Annotated in this window: 13 protein-coding genes and 1 pseudogene; 7 read left to right on the forward strand and 7 right to left on the reverse strand. The window is 71.2% G+C overall.

Going from position 1 to position 23,159, the window contains the following annotated elements; genetic code table 11:
* The first annotated feature begins 43 nt into the window (after positions 1-43).
* On the forward strand, positions 44-10,927 hold the full coding sequence (locus OG978_RS33170) for a non-ribosomal peptide synthetase (RefSeq protein ID WP_326768745.1): 10,884 nt from the start codon (positions 44-46) through the stop codon (positions 10,925-10,927).
* Entirely contained in the window at positions 10,914-12,614 is a 1,701-nt protein-coding gene (locus tag OG978_RS33175) for an ABC transporter ATP-binding protein (RefSeq protein WP_326768746.1), read from the forward strand. The genes OG978_RS33170 and OG978_RS33175 overlap by 14 nt, the downstream gene beginning before the upstream one ends.
* 37 nt (positions 12,615-12,651) lie before the next feature.
* On the opposite strand, the gene OG978_RS33180 is transcribed toward OG978_RS33175, so the two are convergent.
* Positions 12,652-13,764: an alpha/beta fold hydrolase gene (locus OG978_RS33180; protein ID WP_326768747.1), complete on the reverse strand. Its 1,113-nt coding sequence runs from the start codon at positions 13,762-13,764 to the stop codon at positions 12,652-12,654.
* A gap of 171 nt (positions 13,765-13,935) precedes the next feature.
* Between OG978_RS33180 and OG978_RS33185 the strand changes: the two genes are divergently transcribed.
* The 4 genes and pseudogenes from OG978_RS33185 to OG978_RS33195 all read left to right on the forward strand — a co-directional run bounded on the left by OG978_RS33185 (position 13,936) and on the right by OG978_RS33195 (position 15,689).
* Positions 13,936-14,145, forward strand: coding sequence for an MbtH family protein (locus tag OG978_RS33185; RefSeq protein ID WP_326768748.1), 210 nt, complete (start codon positions 13,936-13,938; stop codon positions 14,143-14,145).
* Between the two features lie 18 nt (positions 14,146-14,163).
* Positions 14,164-14,835: pseudogene (locus OG978_RS33190) on the forward strand (amidohydrolase family protein); the annotation flags it as partial.
* Positions 14,822-15,058 (forward strand): amidohydrolase family protein, encoded by a 237-nt coding sequence (locus OG978_RS48400; protein WP_442817781.1) that lies wholly within the window; start codon positions 14,822-14,824, stop codon positions 15,056-15,058. The pseudogene OG978_RS33190 and the gene OG978_RS48400, both read left to right, overlap by 14 nt.
* A gap of 109 nt (positions 15,059-15,167) precedes the next feature.
* The gene (locus OG978_RS33195) at positions 15,168-15,689 is read left to right on the forward strand and encodes a GNAT family N-acetyltransferase (protein ID WP_442817782.1); all 522 of its coding nucleotides are present in this window, start codon (positions 15,168-15,170) and stop codon (positions 15,687-15,689) included.
* Between the two features lie 83 nt (positions 15,690-15,772).
* On the opposite strand, the gene argB is transcribed toward OG978_RS33195, so the two are convergent.
* From argB to OG978_RS33210, 3 genes are all read right to left on the reverse strand, one after another.
* On the reverse strand, positions 15,773-16,681 hold the full coding sequence (gene argB, locus OG978_RS33200; RefSeq protein WP_326768749.1) for an acetylglutamate kinase: 909 nt from the start codon (positions 16,679-16,681) through the stop codon (positions 15,773-15,775).
* Positions 16,682-16,802: 121 nt separating this feature from the next.
* On the reverse strand, positions 16,803-17,774 hold the full coding sequence (locus OG978_RS33205) for a hypothetical protein (protein WP_326768750.1): 972 nt from the start codon (positions 17,772-17,774) through the stop codon (positions 16,803-16,805).
* 148 nt (positions 17,775-17,922) lie between these two features.
* Complete coding sequence (locus tag OG978_RS33210; RefSeq protein WP_326768751.1) at positions 17,923-18,906, reverse strand: LuxR family transcriptional regulator; 984 nt, start codon at positions 18,904-18,906, stop codon at positions 17,923-17,925.
* 214 nt (positions 18,907-19,120) lie between these two features.
* On the opposite strand from OG978_RS33210, the gene OG978_RS33215 reads away from it, so the two are divergent.
* Entirely contained in the window at positions 19,121-20,533 is a 1,413-nt protein-coding gene (locus OG978_RS33215; protein WP_442817783.1) for an aminopeptidase P family protein, read from the forward strand.
* A gap of 724 nt (positions 20,534-21,257) precedes the next feature.
* On the opposite strand, the gene OG978_RS33220 is transcribed toward OG978_RS33215, so the two are convergent.
* The 3 genes from OG978_RS33220 to OG978_RS33230 form a co-directional block, all read right to left on the reverse strand.
* Entirely contained in the window at positions 21,258-21,746 is a 489-nt protein-coding gene (locus OG978_RS33220; protein ID WP_326768752.1) for a hypothetical protein, read from the reverse strand.
* A gap of 128 nt (positions 21,747-21,874) precedes the next feature.
* The gene (locus OG978_RS33225; RefSeq protein WP_326768753.1) at positions 21,875-22,345 is read right to left on the reverse strand and encodes a hypothetical protein; all 471 of its coding nucleotides are present in this window, start codon (positions 22,343-22,345) and stop codon (positions 21,875-21,877) included.
* A gap of 613 nt (positions 22,346-22,958) precedes the next feature.
* Positions 22,959-23,123, reverse strand: a complete 165-nt coding sequence (locus OG978_RS33230) for a hypothetical protein (protein ID WP_326768754.1) — start codon at positions 23,121-23,123, stop codon at positions 22,959-22,961.
* Positions 23,124-23,159 lie beyond the last annotated feature (36 nt).

Consider the following 23,159-nt stretch of genomic DNA (forward strand, 5'->3'; position numbering starts at 1 on the left):
GGTTAGGCTAACTTGCATACCTTGGAAGGATGCTGAGTCTTCGATGACGGAACCGAGCGCTCCTCGCGTACTGCTCTCTCCTGCTCGACTGGTCGACGTACGTCGGCGAACCGGCGACTACAGGGACCGGACCATCGCCGAAGCATGCGCCATCGGGCTGTCGTACTGGGCGACCGGCCACGGTCCCGAAGGCCTGGAACTCACCCCCGGCACACTGTTCGCCGATGTCCTCGGGTGGGTCGACAACGGCGGCGCCGGGAGCGAGGGTTGGGAGGTCGGCGCGGACGGCCGGAGCATCACCGTCCCCGACGGCGTCGTGCCCGCCGACGCGCAGCTCGCGCTGGACGACCTGGCCGACTTCCCGGACCGGCCCATCGGCACCATCGGCCCGTCCGGCGTGGCGGCGAGGATCGAAGCCCTGGCCCGGTGGAACGACACCCGGGCCGACCGGGTCCGCCCGAGCATCATGGAGATGTTCCGCGAGCAGGCGCGCGCCAGACCGGACGCCGTCGCCATCGTGGATGAGCACCGCTCATTGACGTACCGTCAAGCAGCTGAATACTCCAGCCAGTTGGCCCACCACCTGATCGCACGCGGTCTCAGCTCCGAACAGCTCGTCGGGATCTCGCTGGGCCGCTCGGCCGAGATGGTCATCGGGCTCCTCGCCGTGCTCCAGGCGAAGTGTGCGTTCGTGCCGCTCGATCCGCAGTGGCCCGCTGAGCGCCGCGCCGTCGTCGTCGAGGACGCCCGGGTCGTGCTGCAGCTCAACGACTCGGGTGAGCACGGTGCGGGTGAACCGGACGCCGTGGCCGTCGACCTCGGCGACTGGAGGTTCGGTGACTACCCCGCCGAGGGGCCGGAGGCAACCGTCCCCGGCTCGGCCCTGGCGTACGTGATTTTCACATCCGGTTCGACCGGACGGCCCAAGGGCGCCATGATCCGGCACGAAGCGATCAGCGAGCGCCTGCTGTGGCAGGCCGACGAGATCCTGGGCTTCGGCCACGACGACGCGTCGCTGTTCAAGGCGCCGTTGTCCTTCGACATCTCCATCAACGAGATCTTCCTGCCTCTGGTGTCCGGCGGCAGCCTGGTGATCCTGCGGCCCGGCGGTGAACGCGACCCGCACCACCTGCTGAGCGTGATCGCCGAGCAGCGCGTCACCTTCACGTACCTGGTGTCGTCGATGCTGGACGTGCTGCTGGAGATCGCGGGCGACTCCGGCCGCCTGGGCAGCCTGCGGCACGTGTGGTGCGGCGGCGAGGTGCTGACCCCCGAGCTGTACGAGCGGTTCCGCACCCGGCTCGACATCCCGCTGTACCACGGCTACGGCCCGGCCGAGACGACCATCGGTGTCTCCCACGTCATCTACCGGGGCGCGGCCGAACGCCTGTCGACGTCGATCGGCAGGGCCAACCCCAACACCCAGCTGTACGTGCTGGACGAGGAGCTGCGCCCGGTCCCGGTCGGTGTCGGCGGCGAGCTGTACGCGGGAGGACTCCTCCTGGGGCGCGGGTACGTCAACGCGCCCGGCCTGACGGCGTCCCGGTTCGTGGCCAACCCTTTCGCCAAGGACGGGTCCCGGCTGTACCGGACCGGTGACCTGGCGCGCTTCGCCCCGGACGGATCGCTGGACTTCCTCGGCCGCGCCGACAACCAGGTCAAGATCCGCGGCATGCGGCTGGAGATCGAGGACGTCGAGGCCGGCCTCGCGGAGCACCCCGGAGTACGGCACACCTGCGTCGTCGCGAAGAAGAACACGGCGGGCGGCACCTACCTGGTGGGGTACGTGATCCCGGCCGCAGGCAACGAGGACCTGCGGGCGGACGAGGTCAAGGCGTGGGCCGCCCTGCACATGGTGGAGTACATGGTGCCCGCCCACCTCGTCGTGCTGACGGAGTTCCCGCTCACCGCGAACGGCAAGGTCGACCGGGGCGCCCTGCCGGAGCCCGCCACCGGCACGGGCTCCGTCGTGCCACCCGCCACCGACGACGAGCGGGTGGTGTGCGCGGCCGTCGCGGCGGTGCTGCGGCTGGAGAAGACCGGTGTCGACCAGGACTTCTTCCAGCTCGGCGGAGACAGCATCCTGGCGATCTCACTGCTGAGCGCGTTGCGGGACGCGGGCCTCTACGTCACCGCACGGCAGATCTTCACCCACAGCGTCCTCGGGGCACTGGCCGCGGTGGCGAGCCGCGAGGACGTCTCCGCCGTGGACCACGGCGATGTCGCGACCGGTCCCGTCGTGGGATCGCCCATCGTGCAGTGGCTCGGCCGGACCACGGACGCGATCGACGGCTTCGTACAGTCGGTCGTGCTCAACACACCGGCGGACCTGACCGCCGGCGCTCTCGACGAGATCCTCGCCGCCGTGCTGAGGCGCCACGACATGCTGCGCGCCGAGCTGGTGCGCGGCGACCGCTGGGGCTTCGACATCCCCGAGGCCGGCCGGGCCGTCGTGGGGTGGCAGGAGAGCGACCGCCCGCCGGCGGAGTGCGTCGCGCTCGCCACCGAGGGGCTCGACCCGGCGGGCGGCGTGATGCTGCGCGCCGTGTGGCGCCGCGAGGCGCGGCAACTGGTCCTGGTCGCCCACCACGTCGTGATCGACGGCGTGTCCTGGCGGATCCTGATGGACGACCTGGCCACGGCATGGCGCCAGTTCGCCTCGGGCACGCCGATCGACCTGCCTCCCGTGGGTACGTCGTTCAGGCGCTGGACGCAGTTGCTGGAGCGTACGGCCCCCGGAACGGACCGTACGTATTTCGAGCGCCCTTTGCCGGGAGCGGACGCACTGCTGGGCAGGCGTGCGCCGACCGAAGCCGACACCGTCGCCCGGGAGCGGACGCGGACCGTCTCCGTCGGGCCCGAGGACACGGCCGCACTGCTGGGCGGGATCCCCGCGAAGTTCCACGCGGGCGTCAATGACGTGCTGCTGACCGCGCTCGCCGTCACCCTCGCCCGGTGGCGCCGCGACCGCGGGCAGGACCAGACGTTCGCCCACATCGAACTGGAGGGCCACGGCCGCGAGGGACGCTTCGTGGCGGACGCCGCCGGCTTCGAGCCCGAACTGTCGCGGACCGTGGGCTGGTTCACCACTCTGTTCCCGGTGACCGTGGACCCCGGCGCGGCAGCCGACTTCACCGCACCCGCGTACCTGGCCGCCGCCCTCAAGGCGGTCAAGGAGGACCTCGCCGGGGTGCCGGGCAACGGCGTCCCCTACGGTGCCCTGCGCTACCTGACCGACACCGGGCTGACCACGCCCGCACCGCAGGTGCTGTTCAACTACCTGGGCCGCTTCGACGCCGGCGCGTCCGGTGACTGGCAACTCGCGGGCACTACAGGACAGTTGGGCGAGAAGCGCGACCCGGGAATGCGCCTGCCGCGCGCCCTGGAGTTCAACGCGATCGCCGAACCCGACGCGAGCGGCGCGTACGAGCTGGTCACCACCATCTCCTGGCCCGAGGGGATGTTCACCGACGAGGACATCACCACCCTCGGCGCGTACTTCCGGGCCGCCCTGGCCGCCCTGGCCGCGCTCGAAGAAGGCGGCCACACGCCCAGCGACTTCGCCCTGGCGCCCCTCACCCAGGCCGATGTCGACGACCTGGACGGCCCGGCGCTGCGGGACATCCTGCCGCTGACCCCCTTGCAGGAGGGCCTGTACTTCCACTCGGTCTTCGACGACGACGCGACCGGCAGCTACGTCGAACAGCAGCTGCTGACGCTGGACGGCGACGTGGACGCCGACCGGCTCGCGGCGGCGGCCACCCGGCTGCTCACGCTGTACCCCAACCTGGCCGCCCGCTTCACGGCCCTCGCCGACGGCCGTGTCGTCTCCGTCCTCGAAAGCGGCACGGCGGCGCCCTTCACCACGCTGGACCGCCCCTCCCTCACCGACGACGAGATCCGCGACCACGCCGAGCGGGACCGCCGCGCCGGGTTCGACCTGGCCACCGGGCCGTTGATGCGGTACACGCTCATCCGCGCGGGCTCCGGCCGCAACGTCCTGGTGCAGACCGTCCACCACATCATTGCCGACGGCTGGTCCGTGCCGCCGATGCTCCGCGCGCTGCTGGCCGAGTACCACGCGCCGGGCACCGCGTACCCGCTCGGCGGCTACCGCGACTACGTGGCCTGGCTCGCCGGACGCGACCACGACGAGAGCGACCGGGTATGGCGCGAGGAACTCGCCGGTCTGCCCGGCCCCTCGCTGGTCGCCGAGGGGCACACCCCCTCCGAACGGTTCGCCGACACCGCCGTCGAGCCCGCCGAAGACATCGACGCGGCCATCAGGTCGGCCGGTGTGCCCCTGAGCGCGGCCGTGCACAGCGCGTGGGCGGTGACGCTGGGCGGCATCCTGCACGGCAGGGACGTCGTGTTCGGCTCCACGGTGTCCGGGCGCGACGCCGAGGTGCCCGGCATCGGGGACATGGTGGGCCTGTTCATCAACACGATCCCTGTGCGCGCCCGGTGGGCCGCCGGCACCACGGCACGCGAGCTGCTCACCGCGGTGAAGGAACACCAGAGCGCGGTGCTGGCGCACCAGCACGTCTCGCTGGCCAGTATCGGCCGTCAGGCGGGCACCGGCACCCTGTTCGACACCCTGGTGGTGTTCGACGTCGCGACCGACGTGGACATACTGCGCGGACCCGGTGACGAGCTGGTCATCACCGACATCGTCAACGAGGGCGCCCCGCACTACCCGTTGACGCTGGTGGTGGAGCGCGCACGCGACGGCCGCCCACGCTTCAACCTGATCCACGACGGGGAGCTGCTGCGCCGGGAGAGCGCCGAGGCGATCCTGCGCACGTTCACCCGGACCCTCACCGGCCTGCTCGACCGGCCGGACGCCCCGGTCGACGACCTGGCCCCCGAGGCAGGCCGGAGCCCGGCGCGGATCTCCCCGGCGACGCTGGGCGGACTCTTCGACGCCGCCGCGAACCGCGACCCGGCAGCCACCGCCGTCACCCAGTGCGCCCTCGACGGCGGTACCCGGTCACTGACGTACGGTGAACTGGCAGACGCCAAGAACGAGTTGGCCTCCGCCCTGCGGGCGGCCGGTGTCGGTCCGGGCAAGAGGGTCGCCGTCGCGGTGCCGCGCTCCGTGGAGCAGGTCGTCGCCCTGGTCGCGGTCGTCACCGCGGGCGGTGCGTACGTGCCGCTGGACCTGGCGTACCCGGACGAACGGCTGGAGTACGTCCTCGCCGACGCCGCCCCGCAGGTCGTACTCGTGGACCGTGAACAGCAGGGCCGCTTCACCCGGCTGCTGGCACGGGCGGATGTGAAGGCCCGCGTGCTCGTCCAGGGCGACGAGCTGCCGCCGGCCACCACCGCCGGGCCCGAGGTCAGTTGGCACGACCCCGCGTACGTGATCTACACGTCCGGCTCCACCGGCCGGCCCAAGGGCGTCGTGGTCCCGCACTCCGCCGTGGTGACGCTCCTCGCCAACACCCGGCCCGACATGGACTTCGGCCCGCAGGACGTATGGGTCCAGTTCCACTCCTTCTCCTTCGACTTCGCGGTCTGGGAGCTGTGGGGCGCGCTGGTGCACGGCGGCGAGCTGCTGGTGCCGGAGTACGGGCTGACCCGCTCCCCGGTCGACTTCCACCGGCTGGTCCGCGAGCGCGGGGCGACCGTGCTCAACCAGACCCCGTCGGCGTTCTACCGGTTCATCGAGGCGGACCGGCTCGCCGAGGAACCGGTCACGGCGCTGCGCCGGATCATCTTCGGGGGCGAGGCGCTGGACCTCGGGCGGCTGCGCGGCTGGGTCGAGCGGCACGGCACCGGATCGCCCGAGCTGGTCAACATGTACGGCATCACCGAGACCACCGTCCACGTCACCCATCGGGTCCTGACCGACGAGGACTTCGTCCCCGGCGACGACGTCAGCCCGATCGGCGGCCCGATCCCCGGCCTGGTCACCCACCTGCTCGACGACCGGCTCCGGCCGGTACCGCCGGGCCGGGTGGGCGCCATCTACGTCGCCGGCGACCAGGTGTCACTCGGCTACCTGGGCCGGCCGGGGCTCACCGCGGGCCGGTTCGTGGCGAACCCGTTCGCGGGCGACGGCTCCCGCATGTACCACACGGGCGACCTCGCCCTCCGCACGCTCGACGGCGAGCTGGAGTTCGTCGGCCGTGCCGACGACCAGGTGCAGCTCAAGGGCTTCCGCATCGAGCTCGGCGAAGTGGAGTCCGCGGTCAGGGAGCTCGACGGTGTCGTCGATGCGGCCGTCACCGTGGCGGACAGCGGCGACCACCTCGTCGCGCACGTCGTGGGCCGGGTGCCCGGTGACCTCACCGCCCTGCTGTCCACCAGGCTGCCCGCGCACATGGTGCCGGGCCGGGTGCTGCCCGTCGACGCGCTGCCGCTGACGGTCAACGGCAAGCTGGACCGCAGGGCCCTGACCGAGCGCGCCGCGCGGGACGACATCCCGGTGGCCCCGAGCGGCCCGGCGCTCACCGCGCTGGTCGGCATCTTCGCCGAGACGCTGCCCGGCGTCGCCGTGGACGCCGACACCGACTTCTTCGGCGCCGGGGGCGACAGCATCGTCGCCATCACCGTGATCAACCGGGCCAGGGCGCTCGGCCTGCCGATCGCCCCCCGGGACGTGTTCCTGCTGAAGACCCCGCGCGCGCTCGCCGAGCATCTGGCCACGCACACCCCGCAGCCCGTCGCGTCCATGTCGTCCCGCCGCGAGGACGGCCCGCTGCCGGCCACCCCGATCATCCTGCGCCGGCGCGAACTGGGCGGGTCGCTCGCCCGGTTCGCCCAGGCCAGGGCAGTGGTGACCGCCGAGGGCACCGGCCTCGCCGACGTCCGGCGCGCCGCGAACGCCGTCGTGGCCGCGCACCCGGCCCTCCGGTTGCGGCTGCGCGTCGAGCACGGCGTGTGGGCGCTGCGCACCGAGCCCGCCCGCGAGGTCACCGTCGCACCGACGGACGCCGCCGACGCCACGGCCGCGGCGAACGAGGCGGCCGGACGGCTCGACCCCGAATCCGGGGACGTCATCGCGTTCTCCTGGCTGGCGGCCAGCCGGACCCTGGTGGTCACCGTGCACCACCTCGCCGTCGACGCGGTGTCCTGGCTGGTCCTCCTCGACGACCTGGCCACCGCCCTGAGCGGCGCGGCCCTGCCACCGCCGACCACGTCCTACGCCGAGTACGCCGAAGCGCTGGTGGTGCGGTCCGCCCGGCTGACCGACGACCTCGGACACTGGGTCACCACGCTCCGGGCGCCCGCGCTGCTGCCCGCGGTCCGGGACCTGCGGGAGACCACGGTCCGGCTCGCCCCCGAGGTGAGCGACCGGGTGACGCGCAGCGCGCCCGCCGCACTCGGCGTGGGCCTCACCGAGTTGCTGTGCGGCGCGCTGCGCACCGCGCTGACACGCATTCAGCCCACGCCCACCGACCTCGCGGTCGAACTGGAGCTCCACGGCCGGGTCCCGGCCCTGGAACACCACGACTACTCCCGTACCGTCGGCTGGTTCACCGCCATCGCACCCGTGCGGCTCACCGCGCACACCGACCCCGTCGCGGCGGCGCGCGAGGTCGCCGAACGCCGGCCGGACGAGTCCGGGCACGTCACCTACGGCCTGCTCAGGTACCTCAACCCGCAGACGGTCCCGCTGCTGAACGCCCGCCCGCAGGTGCTGTTCAACTACCTCGGCCGGGGCAGCGAGTCCCAGGCCCTCCGCCTCACCGGCGGCGACCAGGACAGCCCGTACGCCGTCGAGGTCAACGCGTGGACCGATGACGCCACCGGAAGCCTGCACGCGGAATTCACCCTCGCCGAGGGCATACCCGACGCGATCACCGAGCACTGGCGCAGCGCGCTGGAGCACATCGCGGACGCCGCCGCGACGGCCGAGCGCACGGCACCGGTCACCCCGCTCCAGAGAGGCCTGTTCTTCCAGGCCCAGATGGCGGGCACGGCCGGACACTACGTCGCACAGAGCTGGTTCACCTTCGACCGGCGCCTGGACACCGATGCGCTGGCCGAGGCGATGGCGTACGTGATCGCACGCCACCCGGTCGTGGGCGCCGGCTTCATCACCGACGACGACGGAAACCCGGTACAGGTCCTCAAGGCGGGCCGCCGGGTCGACGTCCGCACGATCGTTCCGACGACCGACACCGAGGTCGAGGAGCTGCGCACCCGGGACCGCGAGTCGGGATTCGACCCGGGCGAGCCGCCGCTGATCCGGCTGACGGTGGTGCGGCTGCCCGGCGGCCGGGACGGCCTGCTGCTCAGCTACCACCTGCTGCTCTGGGACGGCTGGTCCCGCGAGATCGTGCTGCGGGACCTGTTCGACGCGTACGAGGCCGTAGTGGCGGGCGAGCCGCCGGTCGCGGTTTTGGCCGTGCCGAGCTTCGAGGAGTACGCCCGGACGCTCGACGCCAAGGACCCCGCGGTGTCGAACCGCTTCTGGGCGGAACACCTGTCCGGCCTGTCCGTTCCGACGCTGCTCGCCGGACCGGCCCCGGCCCTCTCCGACGAGCTGCCGCGCGCCCTCACGCAGACGATGTCCGCCGAACTCTCCGACTTGCTGCGGGAAGCGGCCAGGGTGCACGGCGTCACGCTGAACACGGTGCTGACCGGCGCGTTCGGCCTCCTCCTCGGCGCCCACACCGGTCGCGGTGACGCCGTGTTCGGTGTGACCGTCTCGGGCCGGGAGGGCGAGGGCCACTCCGGCATCGTCGGGGTACTGCTCAACACGGTGCCCATGTGGACCCGGGCCCGGCCCGACGACACGGTCGGCGCGTACCTGTCGGCCGTACAGGCGGCCCGGGTCGAGGCGATGGAGCACGAGCACCTGGGGCTCGGCGAGATCCAGCGGGCCGCCGGCCACGACGCCCTGTTCGACAACCTGTTCGTGCTCCAGAACTTCCTGGACCTGGACGCGTTTGCTGAGATGAACGCCCGGCACGGCATCACCTCGGTGCAGGCCGACGACTCCACGCACTACCCGTTCACCTGGGTCGTCACGCCCGGCGACCGGCTCACGGTCAAGCTGGAGCACCGCGACGACGACCCCGCGGGCGCCCGCCGTCTCCTGGACGACTACCTGCGCGTGCTGGAGGACCTGGCCCGGTCCACGGGCCGGGTGGGCGCGCTGCCGGGGCTCGCCCCGGCCCCCGAGCCCGCGGGACGCACCGACATCGGCACGGACACCGTCGTCGACCGCTTCGACCGGGCGGCGGACCGCGATCCGCAACGGGTCGCGCTCGTCGCCCACGGCTCGGCCCTGACCTTCGCCCAACTCCAAGGCCGCAGCCGTGCGGTGGCGGGCGTGCTCGCCCGGCGGGGCATCGGCCCCGAGACGACCGTGGGCCTGGCGATCCCGCGCTCCCTCGACTCGATCGTGGCACTGTTCGCCGTGCTGCGCGTCGGCGCCGCGTACGTACCGCTGGAACTGGACCACCCGGACGAGCGGATCGCGACCATCGTCGCGGACGCCCGGCCCGAGGTGATCCTCACCGTGAGTGCCGTGTCGCCCCGGCTGAGCGGCGAGCTGATCGAACTGGACCGCCCGCTGCCCGAGGCCGATCCGTACGTGACGTTCGCACCGGACGACCCGGACCGCCTGCGGCACCCCGCGTACACGATCTACACCTCCGGCTCGACCGGGAAGCCCAAGGGCGTGGTGACCGAGTACGCCGGCCTCACCAACATGCTCATCAACCACCAGCGGCGGATCTTCGAGCCGGTCCTCGCCGAGCACGGCCACCGGGTCTTCCGGATCGCGCACACCGTGTCGTTCGCCTTCGACATGTCGTGGGAGGAACTGCTGTGGCTCGCCGACGGCCACGAGGTCCACATCTGCGACGAGGAACTGCGCCGCGACGCCCCCCGGTTGGTCGAGTACTGCCGTGAGCACGGGATCGACGTCATCAACGTGACCCCGACCTACGCACAGCAACTGGTGGCCGAGGGCCTGCTCGACAACCCGGCGCGGCGGCCGGCGCTGGTGCTGCTGGGCGGCGAGGCCGTCACCCCGGCGCTCTGGCAACGGCTCGCCGGGACCGAGGGGACGGTCGGCTACAACCTGTACGGGCCCACCGAGTACACCATCAACACCCTCGGCGTCGGCACCTTCGAATGCCAGGACCCGGTGGTGGGCGTGGCGATCGACAACACCGAGGTGTACGTACTGGACCCGTGGCTGCGGCCGCTGCCCGACGGAGTCCCCGGTGAGCTGTACGTATCGGGCATCGGCATCGCCCGCGGCTACCTCGGGCAGAGCGCCCAGACCGCGCACCGCTTCGTCGCCTGCCCGTTCGGCGGACCCGGCGAGCGCATGTACCGCACCGGCGACCTGGTGGTCCGCCGGCCCGACGGGAACCTGACGTACCTCGGCCGCACCGACCAGCAGGTCAAGATCCGCGGACACCGGGTCGAACTCGGTGAGGTCGAGGCCGTGTTCGCGGCGCACCCGGCAGTGCGATTCGTCGCCGCGGTCGCCCAGCCCGATCCGCAGGTCGACGGCGCGTACCGGCTGGCCGCCTATCTCGTGCTGGAGGACGCCGACCTGGCGCGGGTGGCCGCCGAAGTGGGCGCCGGGCTGCCGGACTTCCTGCGCCCGACGCATTTCGCCCGGGTCGACAGCATCCCGCTGACCGTGAACGGGAAGGCCGACACCAAGGCGTTGCCGGAGGCCAAGCCGCTCGGCGCGCTGACCACGGCGGGAGAACGCGGCCCGGAGAACGGGACCGAGACCGTGGTGTGCGAGTTCTTCGCCGAGGCACTGGACCTGGACGACGACGAGGTGAGCGCGGTGAGCGACTTCTTGTCCCTCGGAGGACACTCCATGCTGGCGGTGCGGCTGACCGGGCTGCTCCGCCGGGAGTACGGTCCCGTGATCACGATCCGTGATCTGTTCACCCTGCGAACCCCGGAAGCGATTGCGCGCCACCTTGATGACAACTCCTGACACGCAGCGGCCCCGGCCGGGGGCGGACATCCTGCGCACCGCGCTGCGCCGCAACGTCGGCGCCATGGTCCGGGGCACCGTCCTCATGGGCCTGTACCAGGCGGGGGAGACGGCCTTCCCCATCGCACTCGGCCTGATCGTCGAGCACACCATGCGGGACCGGAGCCCGGCCGCGCTCGGCCTGTCGATCGGCGCGCTCGCCGTGATCATCACGACGGTGTCGCTGTCGTGGCGGTTCGGGATGCGCGTCCTGCAGAAGGCCAACACCACCGAGGCGCACCGCTGGCGGGTGCGGGTGGCAGCCTGCGGGCTCCAGCCGGTGGCCAGGGACATCGACCTGAAGTCCGGCGAGGTACTGACCATCGCCACCGAGGACGCGGACCAGACCGCCGACATCATCGAGGTGGTGCCGCTGCTGATCAGCTCGCTGGTCGCGGTGGTGGTGGCGGCGGTCGCGCTGGGCCTGGCCGACATCCGGCTCGGCCTGCTGGTGATCGTGGGGACCGTCGCGATCCTGTCGATCCTGGCCGTGATGTCCAAGCGGATCGGCGCCAGTACCCGCGAACAGCAGGCCCGGGTGGCGCGGGCGGGCGCGAAGGTCGCCGACCTGATCACCGGCCTGCGCCCGCTGCACGGCTTCGGCGGCAACCACGCGGCGTTCGGGTCCTACCGGAAGGTCAGCACGGACGCGAAGCGCCAGGCGATCACCGTCGCCAGGGTGAACGGCACGTACGCGGGCACCGCGCTGGCCCTCAACGCGGTCCTCGCCGCCGCGGTGTCCCTGACGGCGGGCTGGCTGGCGTTCGACGGCCGGATCACCATCGGGGAACTGGTCATGGCCGTGGGTCTCGCGCAGTTCATCATCGAACCGCTCAAGATGTTCTCGGAGATGCCCAAGTACGTGATGATGGCGCGCGCTTCGGCCGAGCGAATGGCACTGGTCCTCTCCGCGCCGCCGGTGACGACCCCGGGGCCGCAGCGCCCGGCCGCGGGCGGAGGCCTGGAGGTCGACCGCGTCGGGTACGGGTCCCTGCGCGGGCTGAAGTTCCAGGTGGCCGCGGGGGAGTTCGTGGCGATCGCCGTCTACCAGCCGCGCGCGGCGGCCGACCTCGCGTCCGTCCTCGCGGTGAACGTCGCGCCCGATGCGTACGAGGGAGTGGTGCGGGTCGGCGGGCAGGCGATGGCGGACCTGTCGGTCGAGGCGGTCCGCGAACACATGCTGGTGAATCCGTACGACGGCGAGATCTTCGCGGGCACGCTCCGCACCAACATCGACCCGTCGGGCACCAGCCGGATGATTCCCGAGGCCGTCGAGGCGTCCATGCTGACCGATGTCGTCGCCCTCCACCGCGACGGGCTCGACCACGCGGTCCGCGACCGCGGGGCGAACCTTTCCGGGGGGCAGCGGCAGCGGCTGTCCCTGGCCCGCGCCCTGGCCGCCGACTCCGACGTGCTGGTCCTGCACAACCCGACGACGGCCGTCGACGCGGTCACCGAGCAGCTCATCGCGCGCAACGTCGCGAAGTTGCGCCGGGGCCGCACCACGGTCGTGATCACCAGCAGCCCGGCCCTGCTGGACGCCGCCGACCGGGTTCTCGTCCTGGACGACGGCGTCATCACCGCCGAGGACACCCACCGCAACCTCCTGGCCGGCGACGCGGACTACTGCCTGGCCGTGGCCCGGTGAAGCGCCGGGCGGTTCCCGGGATGCCCCCCGGAACCGCTCAGGCGAGGGCCCAGGCGACGTCCCTGAGCAGGGCGTGCCGCCAGCCCGCCCGGTCGTGGTCCGAGGCCGACCGCGATACCCGTACCGTCGCGCCGGCCTGTTCGGTCAGCGCCTCCGCCAGCGCGCAGTGCGGCAGCATCCGTGTCTCGTGTTCCCCCACGTCGAACGCGCACCGCAGACCGGACAGGTCGGGGCTCCGGCGCAGTCGCGCGGCGATGGCACCACCGACCGGGCCGCCCAAGGGGTCCGGCCGGTCCTCGGCGCCCGGCGCCCACCACAAGGACGGCGACTGGCAGGCGACCCGCGAGACCAGGTCCGGGAACTCCAACGCCGCGTACATCGCGCTCAGCCCGCCAAGGCTCTGCCCGGCGACCACCAGCCGGTCCAGGTCGGCGGGTACGCCGGAATCCGCGACCAGCGGCAGCAGTTCGTCCCGGACCGCCTCCCACAGCTCGGGCCTGCACCCGAACTCGGCCCTCCGGTCCTTGGCCGGAAGGAAGACCAGGGTGACGGGCGGCATCTCGCCGCGGGCGACGGCCGAGTCGAACGCGGTCATCGCCGGGTGCAGGTGCAGCCAGTCGTCCCCGTCGAGCAGCAGGACCACCGGCCCGCCGCCGCCCGCCGGGTGAACGCGCACGGTGCGCCGCCCGCCGAGCCGCTCGCTCGCCCAGCGGAGTCGGGTGCGGGGGAGCGGCAGTACGTCGTCGGCGCCGACGACGGGCCAGTGCGGCTGGGCCGGGGCGTCCGGGGTCGCGGCGATGGACCGGTCACCGCCGGCACCGGCCGGGTTGAACGGATCGGCACAGGCCGCGCCGCCCGCGATGAACCGGTAGGTCACCCGCAGCCGCGCGGGCATGCGCACTTCGGCGTACCAGCAGTCGGTATCGGCCCACCGGCGCAGGGGGATCGGCTGTGACCAGCTCTCGAAGTCGATGAGGGCCTCGGACCCGCGCCACAGGAACAGGGTCCGCCAGCCGCCGTCGGCAGGTACCGACGCGGGCGTCCGCGCCGCAGCCCAGAACCCGTCGGTACCGGGTCTGCCGGGCAGTCCGAACTCGGCGAAGGCGTTCCCTCCGTCTTCGGTGCGGACCCGCTCGGTCACCGGGCGCATCGGCATCTCCTTGTGAGAGGGAAGAGGGAGAGGTTAGGCTCACCTTGTATTAGGTGAGCCTAACCTAATATCTCTGCTCGCTTCATCTCCGATCCAACCCGCATCGCCGATCTGACGCACACTCACGACGCCGCCGTCACCGGCCCGTCGGCCCCGAGGAGGCACCGACACATGAGCACCAACCCCTTCGACGACCCCGAAGGCCGCTTCCTGGTCCTGGTGAACGACGAGGGACAGCACTCGCTCTGGCCGTCCTTCGCCGAGGTTCCCGGCGGATGGACGATCGCCCTTGACGAGAACACCCGGGAGGCCTGCCTGGATTACATCGAGACCCACTGGACCGACCTGCGCCCCCGGTCCCTCGCGGCGGCCGGCGACTGACCCCGCACAGCACCGCCGATGCTCTGCACCAGACTGACGAACGCCCGCTTCCTGACCATGGACCCGGACCACCCCGTCGCCCACGACCTGGGCATCTGGCGGGGCCGGATCACGGGCCTCGACGCGGCCGTGACCTCCCTGCCCGCACGCGAGGTGATCGACCTCCAGGGCGCCACCGTGCTGCCCGGGTTCATCGACGCCCATGTGCACCTGGCCTGGACGGGGTTCAAGCAGAACACCGCGAGCATCGCGGGCCGCACCCGGATCGACGAAGTGCTTGACGTCGTCGCGGAGGCCGTCGCGCGAACGGGTGGGCCCGGCGCCTGGGTGGAGATCGCCGGGTACGACCAGCGGGCCCTGGGCCGACACCTGACCGCCGCCGAACCGGACCGGGTCAGCCATGGCCGCAAGGTGTTCGTGCTGCACGACTCCGGGCACGGCTGCGTCGTCAACTCCGCCGTGCTCGACCTGCTCCCCGCCGACATCCCGCACGACGACGGCTTCCTCGTCGAGGGTGCCATGGGGGCGGCCCGCGCGCTGCGATTGCCGTACTCCCAGCAGGAGTTGACAGAGGCGATCGGACGTGCCGCCCGGACCTGTCTGAGCGAGGGAGTCACGGCCTGTGCCGAGGCCGACATCGGCGGCACCCTCTTCGGCCACAGCCCGGTCGAACTGGGTGCCTATCAACTCGCCTGAGGGCATCACCGTCGACGAGGCCCTGCGCGCGTACACGGTCTCCGGCGCCTCGGCCTGCCACTGGGAGGACGCCCTGAGAAGCCTCGCCCCGGGCAAGCGGGCCGACCTGGTCGTGCTCGGCGACGACCTCCGGCGCGTCGACTCCTCGCGCATCGGGGACATCGAGGTGGTGCAGACGTACGTCGGTGGCCGCGCGACCGAGGAGCGGGCGCCGTGAACGGGACGGGCCGGCCGGTGGCGGCCGAGCAGCTCGCGTACCCGTTCGCCCATTCGGAGCGACCCGGCAACGAGCCGTTCTCCGCATGTGAAACCCAGGAAGGAAAGCCTTGATCACGGCCACGCCGGGCCCCGCCCCGCTGCCGCATGCCCTCCCCGCCCCCACGTCCTCCGTGCGCCCCGCCCGTGCGCAGGACGCTGCCGCACTCGCCGAACTGTCCCGGCCCTTCGTGCGTTCGGGGGCGCTGCGGGAGCGGCCCGCCTCGCTCTACGCCGCCCACGCGGCCGACTTCCTCGTGACGCAGGCCCCCGGATCCCCGCTCGAAGGCTGCGTAGGCCTGCGGGTGTACCCGGCCGGCCCGGGGGCGGACCTCGGGGCCGTGGGCGTCGTGTACAACTTCTGCGTCGCCGGGCACCGGCAGGGGCGCGGCGTGGGAGCCGGACTCCTGCGCGCTCTGCTGGCCATGGCGCGCGCCCGGTCGCTCGACGCCCTGTTCACGGCGACGACCGGCGGGGGTGACCTGTTCCTCCGGTACGGCTTCGCGCCCACGACCACGCGTCCGGCGCCTTCGTCCTGGGCGGAGTCCCTGGACCCCCGGCGCAACGCGCGGATCCTCGCGAAGATCCTCTGACCGCCGGTCGCGCTGCGCACCGATTGCCGCCCCGGACCGGAGTCCGGGGCGGCAATCGGTTTTTCGGGGGGTGTTCGCCGAGGTCAGGCGGTGCCGCTGTCGTGCTCCGGGCCGTCGCCGGGAACCACGGTGGTGCCGGGTCCGGTCCCGCCGAGGACACCGTGGAGCACGGCGTGCGGCACGCGGCCGTCCAACACCTGCGCCTTGCCCACACCGCCGCGGACGGCCCGCAGGCAGCCCTCCATCTTCGGCAGCATCCCCCCGGCCAGCCCCGGCAGCAGCCCGTCCAGCGCGTCGGCGGTCAACTGCCCGATCACCTCGGTGCTGTGCGGCCAGTCCGCGTACAGCCCCGCCACATCGGTGAGCATCACCAGCCGCTCGGCATCGAGGGCCACGGCCAGGGCGGACGCCGCGAGGTCGGCGTTGACGTTGTAGACCTGTCCGTCCTCGCCGCGTGCCACGGGGGAGACCACCGGGATGTGCCCCTGTTCCAGGAGCGTGCCCACCATGTCCGGGTTGACGTCCACGATGTCACCGACGAGACCGATGTCCACCGCCCGGCCGTCCACCCAGGCCGGTCGCCGTACCGCCGTCATGGTGTGCGCGTCCTCGCCCGTCATGCCCACGGCGAAGGGCCCATGGGCGTTGATATGGCTGACCAGCTCCCGCTGGACCCGGCCGCTCAGCACCATGCGCACCACCTCCATGGTCTCCGGAGTGGTCACCCGCAGGCCCGCCTCGAAGCGGGTCTCCAGGCCGAGGCGGTCGAGCATCGAGCTGATCTGCGGCCCGCCCCCGTGCACGACGACCGGACGCAGCCCCGTGCGCCACAGCTCCACGACGTCCCGGGCGAACGTTCGTTGCAGTTCCGCGTCCACCATGGCGTTGCCGCCGAACTTGACGACGACCGTGCCGCTCCGCGGTTCCTCCGGCCGGCGAAGCGGCCTGGCGGGCGGATGCGCGTTCGCGTGCTCCGTGACGACCGGTCCCATTCTGCCCCCACCCTGGTCGTTCGTCCGAGTCACTGAAATGCTGCTTAGCTTAGCCTAACCTAAATAGATGTCAGGGCTTGAGTGCACCGGCGTCTCGGTACGCGGGCGCGGGCTGGGAGTTCTACAGCTCGCGGCAGAGCAGGGCGTCGGGCGTCCTGCCCTTGGCCCACGCGCAGGTGAAGGCGATGCCCGCCGCGTACTCGTCGGTGGCGCACTGGCCCTTGTAATTGCCGGTGGCGAATTCGCCACCGGGGCCGCCGGCCGGGCGGTTGTCGCCGCGGTCGAACCACACGGCGCGCCCCGTCGTCGGCAGCGCATGTGACGCGGAGGAGCACAGCACACCGGAGACGGCCTGGCCGCGGACGCTGTATCCGGTCATGAACCGGTCCTGGGGGCACTGGTACTTGGTGTAGCCGGAGGCCCGGTCGCCCTGCTGCACGTGCCGTTCGTCCGTCACGACGGTGAATCCGCCTGCCGGGTCCGCGAGTCCGGGCCCACCCGTGTCCGTGCAGAGGCCGCGGCCATCGCGGTGGGACACGCCGGTGATTCGCTGCCCGTCCGGGCATACGCCCTTGCGGGCTCCCGGGTCCCAGTCGCCCCCGGAGCGCACCCGGAGGGACTGCACGAGCGGGGTCTTGCCGCGGAGCCCGGGGTTCGCGGCGACCGCCGCGTCGGAGACCGGGCGCTGGTCGTGGAGCATCTCGTTGGAGAACGGAAGGCGGATGCTGTTGATGCCGAGTTCGTGGAAGTCCGACAGCATGGTGGCGATGGGTACGCGGTCGAGGCCGAGCGGCATCTGGTCGGACTTCTCGGAGTCGTGGTGGTTCGCGGGAACACTTATGTCCCCCGACCCGTTCCACGAGCCCTGCGCACCGTGCCAGTTGGCGGACTTGAGCTTGAACCGGTTGCCCTCGGCGTCCACGACGTACCGGCCGCGTGTGCTGAGGGGCGGCTTCCAGCTGTCCGCGAGGGGGACGACGGTCGTCGTGGCCGCGGTGTCGGTGTCCCGCGCGGGGGAGCCGACGGCCGGTGCGGCCGGCACGGCGGCCAGCAGGCCTGCGGCCAGCACGGCCCCGAGGAAGGTTCTCTTCATGGTGCCCTTCAGCGGTCCGGGGTCACGCCGCCACCTCGGGGGATCTGCGTGGGGCGGGTGGCCCGCTCGATACGGGAGTCGGCCGATGGCCTCAAGTGGCGTACCCCGTACGTGTGTTTGGAACACATCGGCAAGGCGGCCGGCGACCTCACAGCCATCCGTTGCGCTGTGCCTGCAAGGCCATCTGGAAGCGGTTCGCGGCGCCCAGCCGGGCCATCAGGATCTGGAGGCGGCGGAAGAGCGTGCGGCGGCTGATGCCCAGCTCGCGGGCGATGACGTCATCGCCCGCACCGCCCGCGAGGAGCCACAACAGGCGGCGATCGGCGGGTTGCAGGCCGCCCGGGCGAGTGGTGCGGCCGTGGAACGGCAGAGCGTTGTGCCAGGACTGCTCGAACAGTGCCATGAGTGCGGAGAGCAGCCCGCACGGCTGCACGATCAGCATGGTGTTGTGTATGTCCGCCTCCTGGATCGACAACGACACGAGTGCGTACGCCTCGTCGATGATCACGAGCTTGACCGGCACCGACGGCAGCACCCGGGCCTGCTCGCCGGCCTTGATGCACGGTTCGATGGCCTCCTTCAGGCGGCCCGGATGCTCCAGCGACTCCCGCGAGTACACGACACGCTGCGTCACCCCTCTGGCGAGGGTGGCCAGCGCGTCGTCCGTGGCTCCGGACAAGGGGAAGTACGGCGGTGACTCGAACTGCCGGATCTGGTCGCGGGCGCTCGCCCATGCCTGACGCATCCTGGGGCCGATGGCCTCGCCCGTGACGACCTCGACGAGATCGTCGTTGTACGCGGCGAGCCGCTGCCGCCGGAACGACTCGAACGCGCCCCCGACGGTGATGCGTGACTCCTCGACCTCGGCCGCACGGTGCCGGGCGAGGATCTCCAGCCCGGCGGCCGGCGGAACCGGGGCCACCACGTCCCCGCCCTCCTCGGCGGCACTGGCCAGACCGGCATCGACCAGTGCCCCGTAAGCGGCGGCCAGATCCGCACCGTCCAGACCGGCCGCGGCGGCGATCGCACTCAGCGGAGCGGGGGCCAGTTCGAGCAGTGCCAGATAGACCCGGATCGCCTCGTGATCGATGCCCAGCAGCCGAAGCGCCTCGCCGAGTCTCGCGTTCGTCATATGCCCCATTATCAACGCCTCCGGCCGGCGGATGTGGCCGATCTGTGCCAGTGGCACTCTTCGGCACCGGACTTGCACGGCGCGGGATACCGTCCTGGAGCCGCCGACGACCGGCGGCGGCGAGGGCGCAGAGCGGCACCGGGAGCAAGCCTGTCCGTACGGCGCCGCTCCACCCCTTGCCACTGAGGAAACCACCCAGAGGAAGGCGTACACCGTGGCCAAGGGGCGAAAGAACGGTCTCTACTCAGGGATCTCCGAGGAACTGTCCGCTCTGATGCGGACGGGCTGGGCGGACACCGAGCGGCACGACCTGCGGCTCGACGAGCAGGCTCCGTACGCGGCCCGTCGCCGCACCGCGCTCTCCGCGCGCTTCCCGGGCGAGCGCCTCGTGATCCCCTCCGGGAACCTCAAGACCCGTTCGAACGACGACAGCTACCCGTTCCGCCCGTACACGGGCTACGTGCACATGACCGGGGACCAGGCCCGGGACGGTGCTCTCGTTCTCGAACCCCGGGCGGGCGGCGGCCATGACGCCTACTGCTATCAGCTGCCGCGGGACAGCAGGAACAACGACGAGTTCTGGACCGGTGCCACGGCCGAGCTGTGGATGGGCCGGCGCCGTTCCCTCGCCGAGTCGGAGCTCGTGCTCGGTCTGCCCTGCCGGGACGTCCGCACGGCGGCCGACGACCTGGCCGCTGCCTCCAGCGCGCCGACCCGGATAGTCCGGGGCATCGACCCGTCCCTGGAGGCTGCCGTCACCACCGACGAGGAGCGCGACGACGAACTCGAAGAGGCGCTGAGCGATCTCCGCCTCGTCAAGGACGACTGGGAGATCGCCGAGCTCCGCAAGGCCGTCGACTCCACGGTGCGCGGATTCACCGATGCGATCGGTGAGCTCTCCGGCGCGATAGCGTCGTCCGAGCGGTGGATCGAGGGCACCTTCTTCCGCCGCGCACGCCTTGAGGGCAACGCGGTCGGCTACGGCTCGATCTGCGCCGCGGGCGAGCACGCCACGATCATGCACTGGACGGACAACGACGGTCCGGTGCGCCCGGGGGAGCTGCTCCTGTTCGACGCAGGCGTGGAGACGCACACCCTCTACACCGCCGACGTCACCCGCACACTGCCGATCAGCGGCACCTTCACCCCCCTGCAGCGCAAGGTCTACGACGCGGTGTACGAGGCCCAGGAAGCCGGCATGGCGGCCGTCAAGCCGGGCGCCGCGTACCGGGACTTCCACGAGGCGTCCCAGCGCCACCTGGCGGAACGGCTGGTCGAGTGGGGCTTCATCGAAGGCCCCGCCGACCGCGCGTACGAGCTCGGCCTCCAGCGCCGCTTCACGATGGCCGGCACCGGCCACATGCTCGGTCTGGACGTCCACGACTGTGCACAGGCCCGGAACGAGGAGTACGTCGGCGGCGCGCTGGAGCCGGGCATGGTGCTCACCGTCGAGCCCGGCCTGTACTTCCAGCCGGACGACCTCACCGTGCCCGAGGAGTGGCGCGGCATCGGCGTCCGGATCGAGGACGACCTGGTCGTCACCGACGACGGCCACGAGAACCTTTCGGCCGGCCTGCCGCGGTCGGCGGACGAGGTCGAGGAGTGGATGGCCCGGTTCGCGGGTTGAGCGCGTCGAGGCGGTGAACGCTCGCGTCGTCGCAGAGGACGGCCGGCCGCCCTCTGCGACGCCAACGGCAACGCGGGAATGCGAAGCCGAATGTGGAGGATCTCCGTGGGGCGGTGCACACATGCGGTGGACATATGGGGAGGTCCGGCGAGTGCCCGACCCCCTCTCCCGCCGGAAAATGTGCGCTGTGGGAGCGTGGGCGGGTGAGTGAGACGACGACTGAAACCCTGCAATACCGCTTTGACGGGCCAGAAGACGCACCGGTCCTGGTCCTGGGCCCCTCCCTCGGTACCTCATGGCACAGGTAGTGCATCGCGTCCTGTGAGATCCAGTTGGTCCAAGTCGATCGCGTAGGTCCAGGTCGGAGCCTGACGTCCCGGTGGAGCCCGGCCAGTCTGTGAGATCTGTGTGAGAGATCGCGACGCTCGTCAACGAGGGAGCTGCCAGCAGGGCTGGGCAGGCCGGAGCGGGGCTCCATCGTGAGCAGCTGTTGTTCGCCGGTCCGTTCGGTGGAGTGTAACGATCTTCCGGGCGTCGGCGAGGACAACCCTCAGCCCGGCCACTCGCCGAAGAATCGAGGAGGTCGGTTTCCCGTCGACTGGGACCAGGCCCTCGGCCTCGCCGTTGACGACGACCTTCGCTGGTGGCTGGACGGCGAACGGTGCCCCGGGCCCGGACACGAAAGGAGGGTGGCACACGCCGCCCTCCCCTCCAAATCAGGCCGTCACTTGGTTGCGGGCTCCGCGTCTGCGCGAGCCGCATCGACCTCGTTCCGCATCTGCCGCTCGATCACCTCGACGGGCTCACCGAGCCATTCGGCAACCTCGTCAACGTCGGCTTTCTCCTCAAGCCACTGGACCAATGCCTCGGACAAACTTTCGGGAAGGCCGTCCGTTGCTCCCGGGTCCGGAAGCTCGGTCTCCTCCGACAGGCGGTCGAGGAACCTGAACCGCTGCTCCGGGTCGAACTGTGCAAGTACTTCATCCATCCCGTCGAAGGTGCTGTGCCCGGACGCCAAAACCTCGCCTGTGCGCCAGTCCCTGATCTCCCAGTCAGCACGATCATCCTCGTCGTAACTGCCGATCTGGCCACCGTCGACGATGAGCAGACCGGATGCTTCCAGATCCCGGACCTTCGTTCGGAACGATTCCTGGACGGCGACATTGGCAGCCAGCCATTTGCGGACGTGGGCCTTGACGAGTTCGTCGGACATGCGGGTGCCTCTCATGGACGTAGCGGACTTGGGCAGGACAGCGGGGGAACAGCGCCCCGGACGTGGACATGCGAGGAGAAGGCGTATGGGGCCGCCTTCCGGCTCAGCGTGATCGACTGGGCGCAAGGTCAACCGTTGAGACATTTCGCATCCGGGTCGCGCATCTGCTCGTCGATCACGTCGACGGGCTCCCCCAGCCAAGCGGCAAAGTCCTGGGCGTCGGCATCGCCCTCTAGCCAATCGATCAGCACATCAGCCAGGGCCTGTGGCAGGCCGGGTGTTGGAGCGACCCGGGCAATACCGAAGTCCTGCTTCACGTCGTCAACGAAGAGCCACTTGTTGCCGGGGTCCAGCTCCGACAGTCGCGCTTCGAACTCCTTGACCGTTGCCTTGCCAGTGTCCAGAACCTCATCAGTGCGCCAGTCGCTGACCGTCCAAGGCCACTCGTTTCCATCGGAGAAGGCTCCTCTCTGACCGCCGTAGATCATCCGATGTCCTGCAGCCTCCAGCTTGGCAATCTCTGCGGCGAACGCCTCCTGAGCCTTGACGTTGGCGGCAAGCCACTTACGGATGTGTGTCTTAACGAGCTCATCAGACATTCGCAGAACTCCGGTAGCGAGAGGGACTGTTGGCGAACGGGTCTACAGGTAGGCGACGAGATCACGCAAGCTGTCGATTTCTGCGCAACACCTTGTCGACCCCAGGAACAGGCGACACAGGTCCGATGCGGTCAGCTCGAACTCGCCACCTCCGCCGCGGCCAAAAGGGTCTTCGTCTCCAATACCTCACGCGGTCGCCACTGACCTGCCGCAACCGGGCGTGCGACGACCTCACGGACGGCCGGCAAGCGCCCCGATACCGCCCAGGATTGGCGCACACGCAGCCACTGATCTTCCCGCGCCAGCGAGAACCCCGATCACCGAGTCCAGCGAGGGTCTAACGAGCAACGGGGATGCGGCAGCACCGAAGGTTGGGGGCGCATCGATTCTCGGCGCGGCTGACAGCACCCAGGCGCTCAGCAAGCACTACACGACTCCGTTCGGCGCGGGTCGGGGCGCAGATCTCCGCCACGGACCACGTGGTCGTCCGTGGGGGAGATCTGCGCGGCGATAACCTGATCAACCTGGAGCGCGCCGCCGCCGAGGCGAACGACGCTGTCAAGGGCTCAGGCTCGACGCCATCCATCTCTGGCCCGGCAATAAGACCATCGCTTCAGCGATCGACCACCCATGGCGCGTCCGCAGCCCAGGAACCTGTTGCGGCGATGTGCTTGACGATCCTGGGCGCCTCACAGGGGAAGACGGTTCCCTCGTCTGTGTACTCGTCGCGCTGCCCGTTGGAGAGGACGACCTCCATGATTATTAGGCTTGCCACCATGGATTGACTTTGTGGCTGGCGGACGGCCCGCTCAAC

This window comes from Streptomyces sp. NBC_01591 (assembly GCF_035918155.1).
GTDB lineage: Bacteria > Actinomycetota > Actinomycetes > Streptomycetales > Streptomycetaceae > Streptomyces.